Source organism: Singulisphaera chitinilytica, from assembly GCF_049331405.1.
GTDB lineage: Bacteria > Planctomycetota > Planctomycetia > Isosphaerales > Isosphaeraceae > PoT.
Genome location: NZ_CP186274.1, coordinates 2,238,701 through 2,260,988, shown reverse-complemented (window position 1 = coordinate 2,260,988; position 22,288 = coordinate 2,238,701). Strand labels below are relative to the sequence as shown.

Below are 22,288 nucleotides of genomic sequence, written 5' to 3'. Positions count from 1 at the left end.
GCTGGCGGGTCGAGCCGGGTCGGGCTCGATCCTGCGCCACCCCTGGGCCAAAACTGTCCGACGAGATGGATTGAGTCGGCTCGACCGGGTCGTTCGGCCTGGACGCCCCAGGATCGAGGGGAGCGCCGGGACCAAGCGGCCGGAGCCGTAGACGAAGTTGGCTGGGTAAGACCGGCTCAGCGGGGGGCAAGGCCCTTACACGACATCGGCATCGGACACGAGCGGGGCGTGTCGACCGAAGTCAGTGCGATGCTTATACATCCGTGCATCGAGTTCGACGCCGAGGGCCGTGAGGATGCGGGGCGAGAGCCGATGGAGGCTCGATCGGTGCGGATCGAACATCGTCGGGTGGACATGGGTGGATCCCACAGCTCTGAGGGCCTCCGCGCGTCTCGGTCAGCCGCTTCAGGTTTGCGAAAAGTGCATGCCTCCCGTTTCCGGGTCGGCGACTTGAATCCGATCGAGGGTCCGTCTTTTCGACGCCCTTTTCCTCGAGGAGCCCACCTCGAAAGAGCCAGGGTGTGGGATTGGCCTCAGCGATACACGCGGGCCTTCTCCGTCACGGGAGGTATGGGCTACGATCGAAAGTCGATTATTCCGATTTCCTAAGTGGCAATCAAGGTCATAGTCACAATATCGATCATTTTGATGCACTTTGTCCAGGGATTCCGGGTTGTGGGCTTTCGGGAAAGGGATTGCGCACAATCGAAATGACAAAGCGAGGACTTAACTGGTGGTTGAGTTGAACGTTGCGTCAAAACGTAAGCTCTCGGTAAACCGAGGCTTACTTTCTGAGCCGTGTAATAGGGCTTGAAGATTCACTTGCTGAAATGGCCGTGGTGAGTCTGTCCGACATGTGGCATCGGTCGCCCCGCCGAGGCTCCAAAAAGGAGAATGACCTGATGAGACTTACCGCCGCCAGGCAAACTGGCGGAGTCTGATATATCTACCGGCCGGCCAAAGGTTGGCGCTTGTGGGCGTAGCCGGCCGAGGCGTCGTAGATCAGGATCGACTTGTCGTTGCTGGCGGAGGCGATGGAGTGGCCGTCCGGGCTCCATTGGAGCGCGTTGACGCGCTCGGCGTGGCTGGCGAGGGTCATCGTCTCCTTGCCCGTGGCCACGTCCCAGACCTTGACGGTGCGGTCGTTCCCGGTTGAGGCGATGCGGGTCCCCGACGGGTTCCAGCCCAGGGCATAGATGGTCATCGTGTGACCTCGGAAGGTCCGCTCGGCGGTGCCCTTGGTGGCGTCGGTGAGCTTGATGCTCTGGTCGCAGCCTCCGGAGACCAGCCAGCGGCCATCGGGGCTCCACGAGATACACATGACCTCGGCCTCGTGCTCGCGCATGGCCCAGGCCTCGCGCCCCGAGTCGACGTCCCAGACCCTCACGCTCCGGTCCCCGGAACAGGTCGCGAGGCGTTTCCCGTCGGGGCTCCAGCAGAGCCCGTGGACGACGTGGTTGTGCCCGGTCAGTGAGTGGAGGAGCGTGCCGCTCTCCACGTCCCAGATGCGTATCGCTTGATCCACACCGGCCGATGCCAGTTTGGTTCCATCGGGGCTCCAGCGCACCGCGTAGATATCGCCGTCGTGCCTGGCGAGCGAGGCAGAGACGACCCCCTTGTCGACGTCCCAGATCCTGACAATTCCGTCGCGACTCGCGGAGGCGAGCCGATTCCCGTCCGGGTGCCAGTCGATGGCGTCGACGGGCTGATCGTTGACACGGAGCGTGGGCCGCTCGCCGCCTCGGGCGGGATCCCAGATCTTGAGCATGCCGTCCGCGCTCGCGGAGGCGAGCCGACGCCGCTCGCTCCGGCTCCATGAGAGGGTGAGGACGTCGGCGTCGTGGTCGTGGAGGCCGATGACTTCTGGCGAGGTGTTGCCGTCCCAGACCTTGACGGTCCTGTCGTGGCTCGACGTGATCAGGCGCGTGCCGTCGGGCGACCATGCGGCGGAGGTGACGCTCGCCGTATGCCCGCGGAGGTTCGCCACCTCGGTGCCATCGGAGGCCCGCCAGACCTTGACGGTCTGGTCGTCGCTCCCTGTCACCAGCCGGGTGCCGTCGGGGCTCCAGGCCACGGTCAGGATCGGCAGGTGATGCGCGCGGAGGGCCAGGATCGGCTTGCCCGATCCCGGATCCCAGATCCTGAGGGTGCTGTCGTTGCCGGCCGACACGAGTCGATCGCCCGAGGCGTTCCAGGCAACGCGCGTGACCCAGTTTTTGTGACCGACCAGGACCCGGGACTCGTCCCCCGAGTCGGCGTCCCAGAGTCGGATGATCGAGTCTCGCCCGGCCGAGGCCACGGTCTTACCGTCGGGGCTCCAGGCGACCCCCGCCACGCTCTGGAGATGTCCCCGGAGGGTTCTCGGCGAGGCGCCGGGGGAGGCATCCCAGATCCGGACCGTCCGATCCTCGCTGCCGGTCGCGAGCCGGGTGCCGTTCCCGTTCCAGGCCACGGCGTGGAGGCCCCCTTCGTGGCCTTTGAGCGTGAAGAGATCCCGCCCCTCGACCGTGTCCCAGACCTTGAGCTTGCTATCCCAGCCGGCGGTGGCCAGGCGTGTGCCGTCGGGGCTCCAGGCGACCGAGGCGACGACACCCGCGTGGCCCCGGAGCCATTTCGGGCTGTCGGTGTCGGACTCATCCCAGATCCCGACCAGGCCATCGGCGCCCCCCGTGGCGAATCGCTTGCCGTCGGGGCTCCAGGCCACGTGGAAGACGCCATCGTGATGTCCCTGGTAGGTGGCGATGTCGCGGTGACAGAGCCGCTTGAGGTAGTACCACTCCCTGTCCCGGAGGTCGGGCGTGTTCTGCTCCCAGTCCGCCAGTCGCTCGGCGACGCGACCGAGGCCGCTCGGGAAGGTCATGGCCTGGCTCGCCAGGTTCATCTCGGCGATGTAGAGGTTCCGCCGAAGCATCTCCTTCTGCTTCTCGACCACGCCCCTCTGCAAGGTCTCGCTCAGCCTGGCCGCCACGGCCTTGACGCGCTCGGCCTCCTTCTCGGAAAAGAGCTTCCCCTTCTCAAGGGCGAGCTTGCGCTGCTCCTCGCCGAGGTTGCGGAAGTGGACCGCGGCGACGATGGAGCCGATCACGAGGATCGCGAACATCGCGGCCGCCACGGCCATGGCCGACGAGACGGCCTTGTGGCGGCGCACCCAGCGCAGGGCGAAGCCGAGGCGTCCGCCGGGCCTCGCCCAGATCGGCTCGTTGTTGAGGAAACGCTCGAGGTCGTCGGCGAGGGCCTCGGCGGACGGGTAGCGCTTGCGAGGATCCTTCTCCAGGCACTTGAGGCAGATCGTCTGCACGTCGATCGGCACGCGAGGCACGAGCCGGGCGGGAGGGACCGCATCGAGCTCGGTCGCCTGCATCAGGGTCTCGACCGCCCCTTCCCCCTGGAACGGAGGCCGGCCCGTGAGCATCTCATAGAGGATCACGCCGAGGGCGTAGATGTCGACCGGTGGCCCGACCTCGCCCCCCTGCCCCCTCGCCAGTTCGGGAGCCACGTAGGCGGGGGTGCCCAGGATCGCGCCGGACCACGTGACCGAGTCCAGGGTCGCGTCCGCTCGCGTCTCGAGTTTCGCGAGGCCGAAGTCGGTGATCTTGGGGACGAGCAAGGCGTCGAGCTCGGGCGACTCTCGCCTGGCCACGCGCGAAGGCCCCCCGGCCTGGAGCAGGATATTGGCCGGCTTGAGGTCGCGGTGGATCACGCCGGTCTCGTGGGCGAACTGAACGGCCCTCGCGACCGGCAGCAGGAATGCGGCGGCCTGGCGGCCTGAGATGGGGATCCTCGTCAGGTAATCCGCGAGGTTACCCCCCTCGACCAGCTCCATCGTGAAGTACGGGTTCCCGTCGAGATCCCCGACCTCGTAGACCTGCACGATATGCTGGTGACGCAGGGCGGCGATGGCCTTGGCTTCGCGCCGAAAGCGGGCGAGCTGCATCGTCCCGGCGTGGGCCCCGACGAGGAGCATCTTCACGGCGACCGGCCGGTTCAGCCGCAGGTTCCTCGCCTTGTAGACGACCCCCATGCCGCCCCGCCCTATGATGGCTTCCACCTCGTGCCCCGGGATGTGCGGCAAGGGGCCGGAAGCCCGGGGCGCAGGCCTTGCCGCCGAGGATTCCCCGGGCTCGGGGAAGAGGTAGTCGAGCTTCTGTCGGACGTGGGCCATCCTCGCCAGCCGGCTTTGGACTTCGAGGAGCAACTCGGGGGTGTCGGCGCAGACGACCTCGGCGGGCTTGCCGGAGGTGATGGCCTCCTCCAGGAGCTCGAGGACGCGGATTTGGTCGGACATGGCCGAGTATCCACCTGGGGGTTGGTTGACTGGCCGGGTCGTCGAGGGGTCGAAGTGACGTCGTCGCTCAGTCGTCGCCGTCGGACGAGTCCGGGCCGGGCCGGAGGTCGTCGAGCTCGGCCGTGAGCAGGATCACGGCGCGGTTCAGGCGGCGCTGGACGGTCTTCACCGAGATGCCAAGGATGTCCGCCGCTTCGAGTTGCGTCATGCCGTGGATGCGGACGAGGTTGAGGGCCTCGCGTTCGTTCTCCGGGAGGCTCTCGATGGCGTCGAGCATCCGACGCGCCGACGGCCTCAGGCCCGATTCGCTGCTGGCCGGCTCGGCGACATCCATCTGATGGACGTCGAACGCCATGCCCTGCTCATCTAGGCGGCGTGCCAGGTCATTCAGCTCCCAGCGCATGTGCTGGCCGGCGAGGGCGAAGAACCCTCGGACCGTGACGGGCCTCGTTTCCCTCAGGGCGCGGAGCAACCGCTCGACGACGGCACCCAGCATCTCCTCGGCCTCGAGCCCCAGCGGCGGGCGTGCCAGCCTGGGATAACTCCGGTACAGGAGCGAGGCGCAGAGGATCTGGAGCCGCTGTGCCGAACGGGCCAACAATGCCGAGATCACGGGCTCGGCGTCGGATTTGCCCTGGGCCTCGGCTAGTTCGTTCAGATACTGCTGGACCACGATTGTCGTTCGGTTCTCTTCCATAACGGGTTGATTCTACGGCAAGTTGTGTGGATCTCCACTCTTCAAAATCCGGAGTTCGAATTCTTTCACTGCGAAAGTTAGGACTCGCTGTCCACCCGTTGCGCCCAACGAGGGTGCGGCAGGCGGATCGAACGGCCGATCCCCGGCGTCTCGAGGCCTTCGAGACACTCCTCCAGCCTCTCAAATCGTTGTCCCCCCTGCTCCGCGACCCGAATTGACGCTGCGAGCCTCCACCTCATCTCTTCCGCGACGCGATGATGCAGCGTCGCCCGGGCAGGAGTTCATCATGGCCGTGGCCACGTCCCGAAAGCTTTTCGAACCGACCCAGGTCGGCCCCATCCCACTCTCGCACCGCGTCGTGATGTCCCCGCTGACTCTCCTACGGGCCGAAGTCCCGGGTGATATACCGGGGCCCTTGATGGCCGAATACTACCGGCAGCGAGCCTCCGAAGGGGGCCTCATTATCAGTGAGGCGACGACGGTCTCGATGAGGGGACGCGGATACCTCGGGGCACCGGGGATCTATTCCGACGCCCAGGTCGTCGGCTGGCCCAAGGTCGTCGATGCCGTGCATGCGAAGGGAGGCCGGATCGTCCTCCAACTCTTGCATGTGGGACGAGTCGGCCACGTCGACATGACCGGGGGTGTTGCGCCTCTGGCCCCCTCGGTGGTGCCGTTCCAGGGCATCGCCTACACCGCGGAAGGCTGGGTACCGGCCTCGCCGCATCGGGCGATCGCGCTGCAGGACATCCCGGGGATCGTCGACGAGTACCGCTCGGCCGCGAAGCGAGCCAGGGCGGCGAGGTTCGACGGCGTCGAGATCCACGCGGGCAACGGCTACCTCCTCGACCAGTTCCTCCAGGATGGCTCCAACAAACGGACCGACGCCTATGGCGGCTCGGTCGAGAATCGCGCCCGCCTTCTGTTCGAGGTCGTCCGCGCGGTCGCTTGCGTCTGGGGCCGGGCGAGGGTCGGGGTCCGGATCTCGCCGAGCACCATCTTCAACGGGATGTCGGACAGCAATTCTGGCGTCCTCTTCTGCCACGTCGCCGATCGCCTGGACGAGTTCGGGATCGCCTACCTGCATATCATCGAGCCAAGGAGCTCCGGGAATAAGTCCATCACAGAGGGGCTCCCGCCCGTCGCCTCGGAACTGCTGCGCAAGCACTTCGCGGGCACGATCATCGCGGCCGGGGGGTTCGAGCCCGAGACGGCCGCCGACATCCTCGCCCGCGGCGACGCCGACCTCGTCGCCTTCGGCCGTCATTTCAGCGCCAACCCAGACCTGCCCCGACGGATCAAGCTCGGCCTACCCCTGAACGCCTACGACCGTTCCACCTCCCACGGCGGCGATCATCGCGGGTACATCGATTTCCCCTATCATAAAGGTGGAGCCGAGATTTGATCGGATGACGAGGCGGTGATCCAAACGGGTCTTCGGTGAGTCAGGCGTCACTCGGCCTGATCATCTCGAAGAGGTGATCGACCTCGGCATAGTCGCCCCGATAGCCGCAGCGGGCGATCGTCCCGGCCGCGGTCATGTCGAAGAGTCCGTCCTTGAGGCAGGCGGTGCTGATGTGGACCGCGACGACCTGGCCGAGGACGAGGTAATAATCCGTCGGGTTGCCATCGAGGTCGACAAGCCGATTGATGCCGAGCAACTTGCATTCGAGCGCGGCCGGGGCCTCGGCCACTCGAGGCGGTGCGACGACCCGGCAAGGTGCCGGGGTGAGGCCCGCCAGCGTCATCTCGTCGACGCCGTGGGGGAGCGTCGCCGAGGTGCGATTCATGGCCTCCGCGAGCGTCCGCGTGGCGAGATTGGCGACGAATTCGCCGGTCTCCTCCGCATTCCTCAAACTGTCCTTGCGCCCGTTGCTGCTGAACCCGACGATGGGAGGGGCGTCGCTGAAGGCGTTGAAGAAACTGTAAGGCGCGAGGTTCACGCGCCCTTGCGCGTCTCGAGTGGAGATCCAGCCGATCGGCCGGGGAGCCACGATGGCCTTGAAAGGATCGTGCGGAAGGCCGTGCCCTTCCGACGTCAGGTAGGAATGCGTCTCCGCCATGAATGTCCACTCCGATGCGTCGCCGAGCGTCTCGACCTGGGCTGTAAGACTCCGGTCAGTTCACTAAGCGGAGCGCAGGGTCAGAGCCCGTTCTCCTCGATTTGATCAAGGTTACTGCGGAGTCAGCCTCGCTGAAATCCGCGTCCCATCAAACGAAAGCGACCCGTCGACTTGGCGTCGACGGGTCGTGTGTTTAGAGGGAGTTGGCCATCGCGTCGGAGCGTGCGGTCCCAGGATCAAGGGGGAGCCGCATTCGTGGAGTTCGACCGCTTCCGACGCCCCTTGCGTTCGTTGCCGCCATTGGGCGCGGCGAGCGGTCGATTCGGTCCGACGTTCTGGAGGATGTCGGTGATTGTGGCCGAGAGGCCGAGTCGCGGGCTCGCCTCCATGTCGCGGACCGGCGAGATGATCGCGATGGTCTCGGGAATCTCGCCGAGCGCCGGCGACGGGAGCGAGAGGTCCGGCTCGTCGATGCGCCAGTTGGAGTCCAGGGTCGGCTTCGGCTCCTCGCGAGAGACCACCTGCTCCGGTTCCCGCGGCTTGACCTCGCCCACTTCGAAACGCTCGGGGGCGATCAGCGGCCGGATCACAGCCTCCATCGGGCCGCTGCAGAACCCGCGACGGAGGACGTCGCCGCCAATCACGTTGGAGAGCGAGGCCATGATCATCCCTTGGTCGAGGATGAGCACGCGTTCGGCAACCTGACCGGTGTGGACGTCGACCGAGTCGTAGAACCCGTAAGGCCCGTAGAGCGGGAAGTTCTGCGTCAGGGTCCGGAGGTTCGCGACCGCTTCCACCGGGCTATACTGCATCGCGAGGAAGGTCGCGTGCGGCGTGATGATGCTCTCGTGCTTGCGAGAGGAATCGACGTCGCGGCTCCCCAACTCGGCAACTCCGTAGGCACGATAGCCGCCGCCGGGGTCGGTGGATGCGGAGATCCCCCAGTAGCCGAGCCTGGCGTCGCGGAGTCCGTATTCGATCTGCGCCCGGACGTAGAGCGGGTGATTGGCCCCCCAACTACCCGGGGCCCACTCGGCCTCGGGGACGAACAGGGGGACCATCAGGGCCTCAAACATGGTCCCGTCCCAGCTCGGGACGAAGTTCATGTTCCGGTAGTGGCGGTTGCCCTCGACGACCGGGACGCCGGCGTACGTCCTCGTCGGCGCGGGGCGCCCGTCGCGGCCGAGGTTGTGGGCGCGGATCATCCGGTAATAATGCTCGACAGGGATCTGTCCTCGCGCAATCGCCACGTAGCTGGCGATGCGAGGCTCCGTGTTGAGCGTGCCGTAATGGAAATCCGTGTACGTGTTGCTGTCGGTGAAGTATCCGCCGCGGAGCAGCCCCGGATGCGCGATGGGGTCGTTCGGATCATAAGGGTCGTAGAAGAATCCGAAGTTCATGTCCTTCAAGAGCGCATCGGTTGTGTCGCGCAGGTCGGGCCTGGCATTACCCACGACGATGAGGGCAACGGCCAGCCAGCCGTTGTCCACGGATGAGAGGAAAGGGCGGAGGGCGACTCCTCCGGGCCAAACCCGGGCACGCCTGCCGCTCGAGGCGTCGTACCAGTTGAAGTAGAAGCCGTGCGATCGCTCGATCTTGTCGAGCGTTTGCAGGACGCGCTCGAGCCGCTTGCCCGCATCCTCCCGGGAGATGATGTGCAGATCCTCGGCCGCGATCACGCTCCAGAGGTAGGCGGCGATGTTCGTGGGCGAGGTCAATTCGGATTGGGTCCAGCCATCTCCCTGTCGGCGCATCTCGTCGGTGGGGAGCTCGCCTTGCGCGAACATGGCATCGATGGAATGCCAGGTGTCGCGGGCGTAGGTGGAGAGGAGGTCACGGTCGCTGGGCCCGAGTGCGTTCGGGCTCGCGGTCGCGGCAGTCGCACCGACCAGGATCAGTGCCGCCATGGCGACGATTGTCCTCATACTCATGGGAGTTGGCTCCCCGCATCATGTGGGACGACGATCCCCCGGCCCGCGAACGGGTCGTTGGAAGAACGCCAGGACTGTCGGACGGCTCCGTCCGGACCCCTCCCCCGGGGCGGGGCGAATCTGATGAACTACCACCCCGAGACTGGTTTTATTACGTCCAGTCGAGTCCGGATGTTCACGTTACCGACTTATTGCACGCACGAACCCTTCATGGAATATCGAACGCCTCGATGGGGTTCGATCACACAGACTTGGAGAACTACTGTCTCTTTTCGAGAGGAACTCGAAATTCCTCTGGAGATCTTGGGGTCGCGCGAGAAGAACGGGTCATTCAAGCTCTCACCCAAATTCCGGTGCGATGGATCGATCGAGAGGGCTCGCAACGTGAAGAGCCGTCTTGGCTTCGATAATGACCCGGGCGCCGGATTTCTCCGGAAACCGAGGCCGTTCATCGAATTATAACAGAACGACCAAATGTCGAGGTCGGATTCGGCGGACTCAGAATCAACCTGTTGGTGACTCTATGAGCAATTTGAATACCTTAAGCCCAACTCACCTCCGCGGTTTCGGCCGAGCTTGTCGGTCTTCAACCTTCCAAACGGCAAAAACGTCGCTTCCGTCACTCTCGTTGTCGCGTTTGTTGCCATCGATGCGTCAGCCATAGATCCCGCGGACGGATTGGCTTCGGCCATCATCGGCCACTCGATCCTGGCTCGAATTGAATGTGCCTGCAAGCCGTCGCTTCCATGGTCCGTTCCCGGCTTCCGAATCTCGTTTTTCGGCCCAATCCTCGGCCTTGAGGCCTCTCATTTTGAGGCAGTTATCTGCCTGAGCCTGCTCCGGGAACCCGAACGAGGCATCCAATTGAGAATGCCTAATCGTTCATGGTTGGCTCGGAAAGGCTTTTGTCGATGTGTTGCCAGCCCTGTCTTTGACGAAGTTCTTCGCTCCGTTCAACTCGAATGTTGGAGCATCATTGTCGTGGTACTTTCGAGCGGATAGGTCTCCCGGCAATGAGGAGGCCTATCGTTGACATTTCTCATCACCTTCATCATTTCAAATTTCCGCGGCGAGCAGGAATGACCCGGTGATGGCATCGTTGGCGATCGCCCTGACTGCCTCCGTGGCGACCCTCCTCCCCGAGGGTTTTATCAGGGGAAAGAGACGGGTCGGACAGGAATTGTGCCGGCGGGACGATCTCAACGCGTCGGATGGGGCAACGAAGGTCCAACGAAAACGGGGACGCCCTGGCGTCCCCGTTTCTCACCCGGCTCGGTCGCGAGGAATGCTGGAATCAATGCATCAGTTGGTTTCGGCAGAGGGGGGGACGGGCGGTGAGATCCGCGGGTCCGTGGGTCGGATCGTCCCGACGACCATGTTGTCGCGGCGGCTCGAGGTGATGAGGATCGACTTCTGGCGATCGATCGGCCAGTAGCCTTCGAGCTCGTCGTGCGGGACGAAGGTGAAGCTCTGGACGCGGACGCCGGGGCCGCTGACCCGACCGTCGGCGACGCCTCTGGCGAGGTCGAGTACCTCGAGCCTCCATCCCCGGCCCTCGATCACGTTCTGGACGCACGTCAGGCGTCCAAGCTCGGCATCCCAGTGCAGGTTCTGGTTATAGGGGCCGCTCAGGATCCGATGCACCACCACGCCCGGGGCGCTGCTGCGCTTCGCGTCGAGGAACAACTCGGGGTCGTAGAGGCGGATCTCCGGGCGGATCGAGCCATAATCGGCGGTGGCGAGCAGGGTCCTGCCCGCGACCTTCACGAACGTGGGCCGGCAGCCGTTGACGGCCGCGTCGTCGTCGAGCGCGTCGATGACCGAGTTGTCGAGGTGCCCGTCCGCCCAGGCCCGCTCCCAGTCGAGCCGGTAGATCTTCGCCTTCGTCCTGCGCGGGTCTTCCGGCGACTTGATCGTATCGCCCAGGAACGTGCCGAAGTGCGGGTCCCAGGTCAGGCCCGTGGGGTGGATGATGAAGGGGGACCCGCCTCGACGCAGCCAGACGACGCGTCCGGTCGGCGCGAGATCCATGCCGAACTCCCGGATCACACCGACCCGAGGCGTGACGGTATGCACATCCCCGTAGGCATAGATCTTGCCCTCGCGGACCGCCACGCCTTGCGCGGCCCCGAGGGTGTTGTCGGTCACGGCGCGGGCCTCGGCGACGACCGCGTCCGCCGTCCATTCCCCGTCGGGGGGCGGTTGCTGGGCCCGCCCGCCGCCGACCAGCGACAAACCGACGACGATGACGCCGAGGGACTGCGCGAGTCCCGCGAAGACGCTGCGACGCATCCTTGTTCCCCCTCTTTCGCTCACTGAGGACCGGGGCGAGGGGCGCCGAGAGCCCGGCGTCAACCTCGTCCGCACATCGCAATCGAGCGGAGAGGGAATCGAATGAACTTTCGATGAGAATTCGATGATTGGCCCGATAAACCGCCCTGGGGGCCTGGATCCGGGCAAGGCGCCTCCGTAATGTTGGAGGCCACGGATACTGGCATGAACCTCGGTCCACGCACGAGAGACCCACCATGTGGCGGATGACGGTCGTTTCCGCGCTACTCTTCGTCGGAAGCCTCGCACTCGGTCAGGAATCCAGGCCGCCCGGGGCCGTGCGGTTCGCGACCTTCAACGCCTCCCTCAATCGCGACACGCAAGGCGCGCTCGCCCGCGACCTCTCGACGACCGACAATACCCAGGCCCGCAACGTCGCCGAGATCATCCAGCGCGTTGCCCCGGATGTCCTGCTCATCAACGAATTCGACTATGATGCCGAAGGTCGAGCCGCCTCGCTCTTCCAGGAGAACTACCTCGCGCGTTCCCAGAACGGGGCCCCGGCGCTGACGTACGCCTATCGCTACACCTCGGAAGTCAACACGGGCGTCCCCAGCGGCCACGACCTCGATGGCGACGGGAAGGTCGTCAAGGAGCCGGGGAGCCGCGGCTACGGCAACGACGCCTTCGGCTTCGGCCAGTTCCCCGGCCAGTACGGCATGGTTGTCTACTCGAAGTACCCCATCGACAAGGATACCGTCCGTCGTTTCACGAACTTCTTGTGGAAAGACATGCCCGCAGCCCTGCTGCCGACCAGGCCGGGCGGCAAGTCGTGGTATTCGCCCGAGGCGCTGGCCGTCTTCCGGCTCTCGTCCAAGTCGCATTGGGATCTCCCGATCCAGGTCGAGGGGCGTCCCGTCCACCTGCTCGTGAGCCATCCCACCCCGCCCGCCTTCGACGGCCCCGAAGACCGCAACGGCAAGCGCAACCATGACGAGATCCGCCTCTGGGCAGACTACCTCCGAAACGACGGCTCGTCCAAATATCTAGGCGAATCGCCGGGTGTGGGGGGCCTGAATCCGCCCGAGACGTTCGTACTGATGGGCGACCTGAACGCCGACCCGCTCGACGGCGGCAGCGTCCCGGGCGCCATCGATCAGCTCCTCAAACATCCTAAGATCAATGCAAGCATCATCCCCCGCTCTCCCGGCGCGGCCGAGGCTGCCCGGCTGCAGGGCAAGATGAACGCGAAGCACCAAGGTGCCGCCGAGAACGACACGGCCGACTTCGCCGACGAGTCGGTCGGCAATCTCCGGGTCGATTACGTCCTGCCCTCGATGGACCTCAAGGTCCTCGACGGCGGCGTCTTCTGGCCGGCGGAATCCGACGCACTCTCGAGGCTCGTTCGCATGAGGCCGGTCGCCAGCTCCGACCACCGGCTCGTTTACCTCGACATCCAGGTCAGTCCCGCCAAGTGATCGCGGTCGCCCGGGGTTTAATCGGTCGAAGTTTGTTGAAATCAATCCCGGTTGAAGCTGGGGCTGTTTCCGACACGTGATTCAATGGGTCAGGGGACTACGCGATTCTTCCTCGGCCGCGTCGGCCGGCGTGCGAACCGAAGGCGTCGGTGCCAATCCCCCCCTGACCAAGGGACACGCCTACATTAATCGACAGCATGCCAAGTTCGTCGCCGTCCCGCAAGGCCTAGCCCATCACGTCGAATATTATCAATGTCTGCCTTCCGCTTGAAAATGTCGTGCTCTAAAAAATGGTCTTTGTGAACATGATTTGAACAGGAACTGGTTCAATTTGAGGCCTGTCCTGTCGGCGAGGCGGGCTTCATTTCCGGCGAATGGTAGAGCTCGAAGCGATGGGCTTTCGAAGTCGAAATTTTACTTGAGGACATCAGTAAAAGATTTGTTTCGAAGACGAACTGGTCGAAGGTACTGGGCGCACATCGTTGTTATGATGGCTTGAGGTTTTGTTGTGAGGTCATGCGGGGGTTGCAAAGTCTGACTTCGCGGACCGCCTACCTCGATCACTATTGCGGGCGATCTCGAGCCCTTCACCCGTAAGCCGCGGTTGGAGAATTGCCGGCCGAGGCGGCCGAGTCCCTCGGCGCCTCCGTCTCGTCCTGCGATTCTCCCTGGATGAGCCAACGGCCCAGGCGCTCGGCCAGGCAGTTGATGTCCACGGGCTTGGAGATGAAGTCCGTCGCGTGGGCCTCGTGGACGCGGCGCTCGGTCGCGTCCGACGGCTCCGACGTGCAGACGATGACCGGCACCTCCATCATCGAAGGTATCTGGCGCATCCTGCGGATCATCTCCAGGCCGTCCATATCCGGCATCCGTATGTCGGTCACGACGAGTTCAGGGTCGAACCCGCTGACCAATTCTAGGGCCTCGAAGCCATCCGCCGCCTCGAGCACGGTAAAGCCCAGGCCGCGCAGGAATCGTGCCAGGAGGCGTCGCGAATCTTCATGGTCTTCAACAAGCAGCAGACGCATGGAAGGAACCGCCGTAAAGTCTGATCATGCTCCAAATCGAAGGCCATGCAGCTCTCCGCCGCATGCATGAGAGGGAATATAAGGAGCAAGATAGAGCCTTACGCAAATCCAGGGCCATGTCACACGCAATCGCTTCGGGCGTAACAGGCACGATCCCAGCGTTCGACCCAAGTCTTTATTTCAAGACCAGATACGGGACGCTTTCCAAATCGTTTTGAAATCTGGGCTGTTCCACAGGTCAAGTCTTCGATTTTGTCTGCTCATCAGAGTCAACTTCGGTTCCCCTAAAGCGATTCAGATGTCTTTCTCAAGTTGAGACTACTTCATGCCATCGAGATAGGCTTGAACGAGGGACTCCCCGGGGGCGCGCGTAATGAGACGCTGCCGCCCATCTGCGGCTCGACGTGAAGCTGGAGCATGTTGTTGGCCGACCCAATTACGTCATGAATTGGGGGAGGACAGGAATCGCAGCAGAGGGGCGACGTGGAGGGCCTGCATGATCTCGCCAGCGTCGAGGATCCGTCGCAACTCGTCGAGGCTGACGGGGTGGACGTGGATCTCCTCCGTGTCCTCGAGCTGCGGCTCCTGGAGCCGTTCGACGCCGACCGCCAGGAAGCTGTAGTTGCGGTTGGAATGGGTGCTCGGGTTCGCGGAGAGGGTCATCAAGGGGGACCAGACCCCGCCGCCGTAACCCGTTTCTTCCAGCAATTCTCGCCGCGCCGACTCCTCGTGGCCGGGGTCTTCGGCGTCGCAGACCCCGGCGGGCAACTCATAGAAGACGTCGCGGATGCCGTGGCGATACTGACGGACCAGGACGACCTCGCACTCCCCGGTGACGGCCACGACGTTCACCCAATCGGGATACTCGAGGATGTTGAAATCGTCGATGATCGTCCCGTTGGAGAGTCGGACCCGGTCGGACCGCAACGTCATCCAGGGCTTGCGGTAGAGGAAGCTCGACGACAGCACGTCCCAGGGACGTGGGTCGGGATGTTCAATCGCCACAGCGATTCCCCGGTCAAGGTCTCGTGAATGCCCCGGTCGCAGGGATGGGCGAGACGCGCAAGGATCAGGCCTTGGTTGATATACCAGGCTGAACCATCCGAGCCCTGGCACCTGCGGCCGTGGGAGGCATTATAGCCAAACACCGTCGATGGGGTCTCGGTTCGAACTCGGCTCAAAGATAGCGATCGAGGGTGCGTCGGCTCGCGTGGTCGAGGTTACGCATATCGGGGATGTGATATCGCAGTCGCAGGGCGTCGGTGATGAGGATCCGATGCGGGCCGAGGCGTCGGACGTCGTCCTCGCTGTCGAGGGTGAATCGGGTGCGGCCCCTGTCAGTCTCGACGTCCCAGTCGGAGGGGGACGTTTCGCCCGAGACGCGGACGATCCGTGTGATCGTGGGGACGAATTCCCGGACCGAGAGCTCTTCCTCGACCAGCCGTCGGAGGTCCGGCTCGAGCCCTTCGAGCGTCTCGAAGCGGACCAGCTCGCGGCCGTGCCCATCGCAGAGGGAGATCCAGCGCTCCGGGTCGGACAGGGGGAAGGCGCGGACCGGCTCGACCCCGACGTGATCGCGGCCAAGTTCATCCGTCAGGACGAGCCGGTCCCAGTCATCGCGGAGGAGTTGGATCGACGCCGATGCCGTCGCTGTTCTGGAGCCGAGGTGATTCCGTTGAGACGAGGACACGGGAATTCCTTCGCGTTTCGATGTCGATAGACGAGTATTCGAGGGTCTGCAAGGCGGCGGGCCGAGGTCAGGGGACGCTGAGCCCGGCCGCCAGCTCCATCTGCGCCTGGTGGAGCCGGGAATAGGCACCGGAGCGCTTCAGGAGGTCGCCGGGAGGCCCGACCTCGACGATCTTGCCATGCTCGAGCACCACGAGCCGGTCGGCCTTGCGAAGCGTGCTGAGTCGGTGGGCGATCGCGATGGTCGTCCGCCCCCGGATCAGGTTATCCAGGGCCTCCTGGATCTCGCGCTCGGTCTCGGTGTCGACGGAGGAAGTCGCCTCGTCGAGGATCAGGATCTTCGGGTCGATGAGGATCGCCCGGGCGATCGAGATCCGCTGGCGTTCGCCGCCGGAGAGGCCCTGGCCTCGCTCGCCGACGACCGAGTCGTAGCCGTCCTGGAGTCTCAGGATGAAGTCGTGGGCTCGAGCGGCGCGGGCGGCCTCGATGATGTCTTCGCGCGAGGCATCCGGACGGCCATAGGCGATGTTCTCGGCGACCGTGCCGTAGAAGAGGAAGGGCTCTTGCAGGACGATGCCGATGTGCCGGCGGTACTCGGGGACCGCGAACGAGCGGATATCGGTGCCGTCGACCAGGATCGACCCCTCGCTGACGTCGTAGAACCGGCAGACGAGGTTGACGAGCGTGCTCTTGCCCGCACCACTGGCCCCGACCAGGCCGATCATCTCGCCGGGCCGGATCGAGAGGTCGAGCCCGCTGAGAATCTGGCGGCTGCCGTGGCGGAACGAGACCTGATGCAGCGAGATCTCCCCTTCGAGGTGGTCGGGGTGGATCGGCCGCACCGGCTCGGCGACGCTGGGCACGCGGTCGAGGATCTCGAAGATGCGCTGGGCGCTCACGCCGGCCCTCTGGGTGGCCTGGACCATCCGCAGCATCGACTCAAGCCTCATGTAGAAGCGGGCGATGTAGGTCAGGAACATGGTCAGGACACCCACCGTCAGCCCGCGATGGAAGACGAGCCAGGCCCCGACGCCCCAGACGATTAGCATGCCGAGCTGGGTCAGGAACGTCGTCATCGGGCCGAAGAACGACCAGATCGTGTTGACCCGGTCGTTCACCGCCAGGACGTGGTCATTGCTCGTTCGGAACCGCTCGACCTCGCGGCGCTCCTGGGCGAACGCCTTGACGACGCGGATGCCCGGGATCGTGTCGGCCAGGACGCTCGACATCGCCGCCCAGGCCCGGCTCCCTTGCTGGAGAACCCGGAGCATCCGATAGCGGACGAATTGCACGAGCCACATGATGAGCGGGAACGGTACCAGGGCCGCGGCCGCAAGCCAGACGTCCGTGTGGGCGAGGATCGCGACCGTCATCGCGATCATGATCACGTCGGTGGCGAAGTCGAGCAGGTTGATCGAGAGGAAGTTGCAGATCCGGTCGGTATCGCTGGTCAGGCGCGACATCAGGTCGCCCGTCCGCTTGCCGCCGAAGAACTCGAGCGAGAGCCGCTGGAGGTGCGAATAGGTCTGGTTCCGGAGGTCGGCGCTCACCCGCTCGCTGACCCAGGCCAGGACGTAAGTCTTGGCCCAGCCGAGAAGCCACGCCACGATCGAGGCCAGCGTCATCATCCCGAGGTACCAGGACACCAGGCCGAAGTGTCCCCCCTGCCCTTTTTCGAACGGGATGAGGACGTTATCGACCAGTGGTGCGGTCAGGGCAGCCGGGATAAGACTCGCCGCCGTACTGACCAGCGTGAGGATGAACCCCAGCAGGATCATGGGGGCGCGGGGCCTGGCGAACCTCGTGAGCCGCACGAGGGACGAGGTCACTTTGGAGGCCTTCGACGGTGCGCAGGTCGGGCACGCCGCGTCGCTCGCGGCCAGGATTGCGCCGCAGGAGGGGCAGACGACCTCGCCGGCGGCCTCGGGTTCCTCGTGCTGGTTGTTGAGGATGAGGTCGAAGTGGTCGAGGAGCCGATGGGCCGCGGCGTTGCGCGCGATCGTGTAGCGCCAGACGCCGAGGCGGCCGTCTTCGTCGAAAAGTTCGAGGGTCCCTACTCCAGCGCGATCCTTGATTTTCAGCTCGAGCCCTCGGTGCAGGCGCCAGACTTCGTCTTGTCCTGGTCCAGCGCCGGAGGCCGAGGCCGGTCGATCGGCGTCGAGATGGAGGAGGCGGGTATTGGTCAGGACGATCAGGCTCTCGGAGAAATGCATCGACTCATCGAGGTTCGGCAGGAACCAGGCGAGGATACGCTCTTCCGGGGCCAGCCGAGACTCGGCCTGCTCTCGCCAGGGCGAAGGGAGGATGTCACGAGTCTCGGATCTTCCATCATTCTCGGTCGACACGTGACGAGACCTTCCCTCAAGACAAGTTAACTTTCGTGAGCCTTACTGCAAGCTCGAAGCGTGAACAGATGCTTCTCGCTGTTCAACGCCTGGGTGCATAGGATGCAGCCGTACCCGACCTCGCCGACCCGGGTCTATTATTAGTACGCGAGTTCCTCCGCCGATGTCGAACCGTCTTTTGCGCGCCGCCCGCCGATCGCATGGAAATCGCGGACCAATCGCCGCGGCCGGGCTCGGCCATTCGTGGCGAGACCAGCAAGAGAGCATGCGGCGTCCGCTTCCCGATTGCAAATATGACAAGCACGAAATGCGAAAAAGGTGGAAAGTCTCGGGTTATCCGGATTTGAGCGCGAAATCTTGCGCAAGATCGGGAGAAATTCCGATGAGGTCCTGGCGGGGCGTAAGACTCTTTTTTCGAAGTCTCTACGAGCCCGGTTTAACGCCATCTTCCAAGGCTTGTTATCAAATTGTTAATCAAGTGGATTATGAGAACTTTGGAATGAACCGGTTGATTTTCGAGTGGCAGCGCCATAAATTAAAGCACCTCATATTCTAGGGTCGGCACCTGTAGTCGTGCATGTTCGGTAGGACGGAGTCGGTTTTTTGGCGTTGTCCCACCCGGGACAATTGGGGGTACAGTGGCTCCGAAGTCTACGAGCGTCTATCGCTCCGTATGCTCCGCTCTCCAGCTCACTTCTCTCGATCGTGCGGGTCGTCCGCGTCAATCGTCACGTCAGGGTCGTCCGCGTTGTTTTCCCTCGGTCCGAAGGGCCGGCGGGGGTGCGTCCGACGTGCCACTCGCCTAGCCTTGGCCTCGGTTTTGCTTGAGGTCCCCGCCCACCGATGATTTTTTCGCGAAGGGGCGGAGACTTCGAAGAGGGTTCCAACGATACGAACGAAATCTCCGTACTAGTGCGATAGTCGAACGTGTTCGAGGCCGCAGCTGGGAATCCCCGGCGAGTGCGATAGCGGCCGAGGGGTCGGACGGCGTTCGTTCCTGTCGCTCGTCTCCCGTCGATGAGGCTGGGTAGTGTCCCCGCGGGAACGATCCTTCCTCGTGTGGTGTGCATGTCTGCGCCCACATGAGCACGGAGCAGATCGGCGAGAGTGCGCACACTGCGGTACCCCAACATCCGAAGTCGAGAAGCCATTCCAGTCTGGGAGGTTCGACGGTTATGCAGTTCCTGAAGGTCTTGGCCCTTCGCGGGCCGAACATGTGGGCAAACTTCCCGGTGCTGGAGGCTTGGGTCGATCTCGGGGTCCTCAAGGATTCCCCCTCGACCTCGATCCCCGGTTTCAACGACCGGTTGATGAGCTGGCTGCCCACGATGATCGAGCATCAATGCAGCGAAGGGGTCCGCGGCGGCTTCTTCCAGCGGCTCCGCGAGGGGACGTACCCCGCCCACATCCTCGAGCACGTCACGCTGGAGCTCCAGGAACTGCTCGGGATGCCCGTCAAGTACGGCCGAGCCCGCGAGATGAAAGAAGACTCGAGCGTTTATAAGGTCGTGGTCCAGTACCGCGTCGAGGAAGTGGGCCGCGCGTGCCTCGTGACGGCCCGAGAGCTCGTCCTGGCCGCTATGGACGACCGTCCGTTCGACGTCGATGCCGAGGTCCAGAAGCTCCGCGACCTCGCCCACCAGGTTGCCCTCGGGCCGAGCACGGCCTCGATCGTCAACGCGGCCAAGGCCCGCAATATCCCCTCCAGGCGGATGAACACCGGCAGCCTCGTGCAACTCGGCTACGGGAACAAGCAGCGAAGGATCCTCACGGCCGAGACCGACCGCACGGGTGCCATCGCCGAATCGATCGCCCAGGACAAGGACCTGACCAGGTCGCTGCTGAGGGCGGTCGGCGTTCCCGTCCCCGACGGACGCCCCGTCCGCGACGCCGAAGACGCCTGGGAAGCCGCCCAGGAGATCGGCGCGGCGGTCGTGGTGAAGCCCCGCTTCGGCAACCAGGGGCGTGGCGTCGCCACCAACTTGACGACCCGCGAGCAGGTCGAGAAGGCCTTTGCCAACGCCCTCGAGCAGGGGGACGAGGTCGTCGTCGAGCGTTATGCCCCGGGCTTCGACTACCGCGTCCTCGTCGTCGGCGGCAAGGTCGTCGCCGCCTCCAGGCGTGACCCCGCGCAAGTGGTGGGCGACGGCAAGAGCACGATCGAGCAGCTCGTTGCCGAGATCAACAAGGATCCGAGGCGTAACGATCACCACGCCACGGCCCTCAGCAAGATCGTCCTCTGCCCGATCTCGCTAGGCGTCCTGGAAGAACAAGGCTACAGACCCGACTCGATCCCGGCCGCCGGGACGCTCGTGCTGATCAGGCGTAATGCGAATCTCAGCACCGGCGGGACCGCGACCGACGTCACCGACGAAGTCCACCCCGACGTCGCCGCACGCTCGATCGACGCCGCCCGCGTCATCGGGCTCGACATCGCCGGCATCGACATCGTGGCCCTCGATATCCGCCGCCCAATGGAGGAACAAGGGGGCGTGGTCGTCGAGGTCAATGCCGGCCCCGGCCTCAGGATGCACCTGGAGCCCTCCGTCGGCCAGCCCCGCCAGGTCGGCGAGGCGATCATTGATATGATGTTCCCCGAAGGCGAGAACGGCCGCATCCCCATCGCCGCCGTCACCGGGGTCAACGGCAAGACGACCACGACCCGACTCATCGCCCACATCCTCCGCGGCACCGGCAAGACGATCGGGATGACCAACAGCGACGGCGTCTATGTCGGCACCCGCCGCATCGAGGCCGGCGACTGCAGCGGCCCCCAGAGCGCCCGGTCGATCCTGGTGAATCCCAAGGTAGAGATGGCCGTCTTCGAGACCGCCCGCGGCGGCATCCTCCGGGAAGGCCTCGGCTTCGACCGCTGCGACGTGGCGGTCGTCACGAACATCGGCGAGGGGGATCACCTCGGGCTCTCCGGCATCGAGACCCTCGAGAAGCTCGCCATCGTCAAGCGGACGATCGTCGACGTGGTGCTACCTACGGGCAACGCCGTCCTCAAGGCCGACGATCCCTGGGTCGCCCAGATGGCTCCCAAGTGCCCCGGCTCGGTCATCTTCTTCAGCCGCGACGGCGACCATGAAGTGATGAAGACGGCCCGAGAGAACGGCGGCCGAGTGGTCTTCGTGCGCGACGATCACGTCATCATCGCCGAAGGTCAGCAGGAGACGGTCTTCATCTCGCTTTCGAGGGTGCCGCTGACCTATCACGGTCGGGTCGGCTTCCAGGTCGAGAACGTGTTGGCCGCGATCGGCGCAGCTTGGTCGCTCAACATCCCGTTCGACCAGATCCGCCAGGGGCTCGCGACCTTCTCGAGTAGCGCCCAGCAGACCCCCGGCCGGTTCAATGTCCTCGAGGCCAAGGGTGCGACGATCATCCTCGATTATGGCCACAACCCCTCGGCGGTCTCGGCCCTCGTCGATGCGATCGAGATGTTCCCGCAGAAGCGCCGGTCGATCGTCTTCTCGTGCGAAGGGGATCGACGTGACGGGGACATCACCCGTCAGACCGGGATCCTCGGCGAGTCTTTCGACACCGTCGTGCTGTACGAGTATCCCGACCTCCGTGGTCGCAAGACCGGCGAGATCATGAGCCTGATGAAGGAAGGGCTCGCCTCTGGCTCTCGGATCGTCGAGACGTTCGAGACTCCCGACGAGCCGACGGCCATCGAACTGGCTCTCCGCTCGCTGGAGCCGGGCGACCTGCTCGTGATCCAGCCCAAGGAGATCGACGACGTCGTGGCGGAAGTGTTGCGATTCGTCGACTCGGCCCCGGCCCTCGAGCCGGTTCAGCCTCACGACGTCGAGTTGGCCCTAGTCGGCCAGGCTTCCGTGAACTAAGATTGAAGTGTGGGCGTGTGAAACACCCCCAACGAATCAAAGGCCGTCTCGTGGGAGCTCTCTCCCTCCTGCGATGATGGCCTTCGGCATGAGTGGACAGTCAGAGAAGGGCCTTTTTCGCCGTCTCGCCGGCCTTGCCTGGTGTCGACGGTCAAGCAGACGTTTCTCCGACCGTCCATCCAGACTTGCCCGAATCATCGTGCGAAATGCTGAGGGCGTGGACACCAACCCGGTTCGGAACCTGGGCCGTCCGCGCCCTCCAATTATTTCGAAGGCTGCTGCGAGGCCACACTCTCCGATTCGTCCACGGCCTCAATCCTCGCCGTCGTCGCCGATCGCCTCGACGGGGCATTCCTCCATCGCGGCGCGGCAGGCGTCTTCCTCGGCCTCGGTGCTGGGCTGGCGGGTGACGTAGCTGTGCCCCTCGGAATCCTCGCGCAGGAAGTTCGCGGGGGCGGTCTCGCGGCAGAGGTCGCAGTCGATGCAGGTCACGTCGACGTAATAGCGACCGGGGAGATTCTCGGCGACTTTCTGCGACTTGTCGGCCATGGTAGGTGACGCGGCCTGTTGTTGGCCGCGGGAGAAAGAGAAACGGCCCGCGCTCGAACGGGTCGAGGCAGGCCGTTGGTTCGAATCCATCGATGCTGATGGAA

Annotated in this window: 13 protein-coding genes; 3 read left to right on the top strand and 10 right to left on the bottom strand. The window is 64.4% G+C overall.

The window, feature by feature from the left end; translation table 11 throughout:
- Positions 1–946 precede the first annotated feature (946 nt).
- Positions 947–4,285, bottom strand: a complete 3,339-nt coding sequence (locus ACOYYX_RS09105) for a protein kinase domain-containing protein (protein ID WP_422929617.1) — start codon at positions 4,283–4,285, stop codon at positions 947–949.
- Positions 4,286–4,352: 67 nt separating this feature from the next.
- Positions 4,353–4,982 (bottom strand): sigma-70 family RNA polymerase sigma factor, encoded by a 630-nt coding sequence (locus ACOYYX_RS09100; RefSeq protein WP_422929616.1) that lies wholly within the window; start codon positions 4,980–4,982, stop codon positions 4,353–4,355.
- A 286-nt stretch (positions 4,983–5,268) separates the two neighbouring features.
- On the opposite strand from ACOYYX_RS09100, the gene ACOYYX_RS09095 reads away from it, so the two are divergent.
- On the top strand, positions 5,269–6,387 hold the full coding sequence (locus tag ACOYYX_RS09095) for an alkene reductase (RefSeq protein ID WP_422929615.1): 1,119 nt from the start codon (positions 5,269–5,271) through the stop codon (positions 6,385–6,387).
- A gap of 40 nt (positions 6,388–6,427) precedes the next feature.
- Here ACOYYX_RS09095 and ACOYYX_RS09090 read toward each other — a convergent pair whose 3' ends face one another.
- The 3 genes from ACOYYX_RS09090 to ACOYYX_RS09080 all read right to left on the bottom strand — a co-directional run bounded on the left by ACOYYX_RS09090 (position 6,428) and on the right by ACOYYX_RS09080 (position 11,268).
- The gene (locus tag ACOYYX_RS09090) at positions 6,428–7,045 is read right to left on the bottom strand and encodes a flavin reductase family protein (RefSeq protein WP_422929614.1); all 618 of its coding nucleotides are present in this window, start codon (positions 7,043–7,045) and stop codon (positions 6,428–6,430) included.
- A gap of 236 nt (positions 7,046–7,281) precedes the next feature.
- Positions 7,282–8,976, bottom strand: a complete 1,695-nt coding sequence (locus ACOYYX_RS09085) for a glucoamylase family protein (RefSeq protein WP_422929613.1) — start codon at positions 8,974–8,976, stop codon at positions 7,282–7,284.
- 1,302 nt (positions 8,977–10,278) lie between these two features.
- Complete coding sequence (locus tag ACOYYX_RS09080; protein ID WP_422929612.1) at positions 10,279–11,268, bottom strand: hypothetical protein; 990 nt, start codon at positions 11,266–11,268, stop codon at positions 10,279–10,281.
- Positions 11,269–11,504: 236 nt separating this feature from the next.
- On the opposite strand from ACOYYX_RS09080, the gene ACOYYX_RS09075 reads away from it, so the two are divergent.
- Positions 11,505–12,725 (top strand): endonuclease/exonuclease/phosphatase family protein, encoded by a 1,221-nt coding sequence (locus ACOYYX_RS09075; RefSeq protein ID WP_422929611.1) that lies wholly within the window; start codon positions 11,505–11,507, stop codon positions 12,723–12,725.
- Positions 12,726–13,312: 587 nt separating this feature from the next.
- Here ACOYYX_RS09075 and ACOYYX_RS09070 read toward each other — a convergent pair.
- The 4 genes from ACOYYX_RS09070 to ACOYYX_RS09055 all read right to left on the bottom strand — a co-directional run bounded on the left by ACOYYX_RS09070 (position 13,313) and on the right by ACOYYX_RS09055 (position 17,787).
- Positions 13,313–13,753, bottom strand: a complete 441-nt coding sequence (locus ACOYYX_RS09070; RefSeq protein WP_422929610.1) for a response regulator — start codon at positions 13,751–13,753, stop codon at positions 13,313–13,315.
- A 441-nt stretch (positions 13,754–14,194) separates the two neighbouring features.
- The gene (locus ACOYYX_RS09065) at positions 14,195–14,758 is read right to left on the bottom strand and encodes an NUDIX hydrolase (protein ID WP_422929609.1); all 564 of its coding nucleotides are present in this window, start codon (positions 14,756–14,758) and stop codon (positions 14,195–14,197) included.
- 172 nt (positions 14,759–14,930) lie between these two features.
- Positions 14,931–15,443, bottom strand: coding sequence for a DUF1854 domain-containing protein (locus ACOYYX_RS09060; protein WP_422929608.1), 513 nt, complete (start codon positions 15,441–15,443; stop codon positions 14,931–14,933).
- Between the two features lie 67 nt (positions 15,444–15,510).
- The gene (locus ACOYYX_RS09055) at positions 15,511–17,787 is read right to left on the bottom strand and encodes an ABC transporter transmembrane domain-containing protein (RefSeq protein WP_422929607.1); all 2,277 of its coding nucleotides are present in this window, start codon (positions 17,785–17,787) and stop codon (positions 15,511–15,513) included.
- A gap of 1,175 nt (positions 17,788–18,962) precedes the next feature.
- Between ACOYYX_RS09055 and cphA the strand changes: the two genes are divergently transcribed.
- Complete coding sequence (cphA, locus tag ACOYYX_RS09050; RefSeq protein ID WP_422929606.1) at positions 18,963–21,635, top strand: cyanophycin synthetase; 2,673 nt, start codon at positions 18,963–18,965, stop codon at positions 21,633–21,635.
- Between the two features lie 312 nt (positions 21,636–21,947).
- Here cphA and ACOYYX_RS09045 read toward each other — a convergent pair whose 3' ends face one another.
- Positions 21,948–22,184 (bottom strand): ferredoxin, encoded by a 237-nt coding sequence (locus tag ACOYYX_RS09045; RefSeq protein WP_422929605.1) that lies wholly within the window; start codon positions 22,182–22,184, stop codon positions 21,948–21,950.
- Between the last annotated feature and the right edge of the window lie 104 nt (positions 22,185–22,288).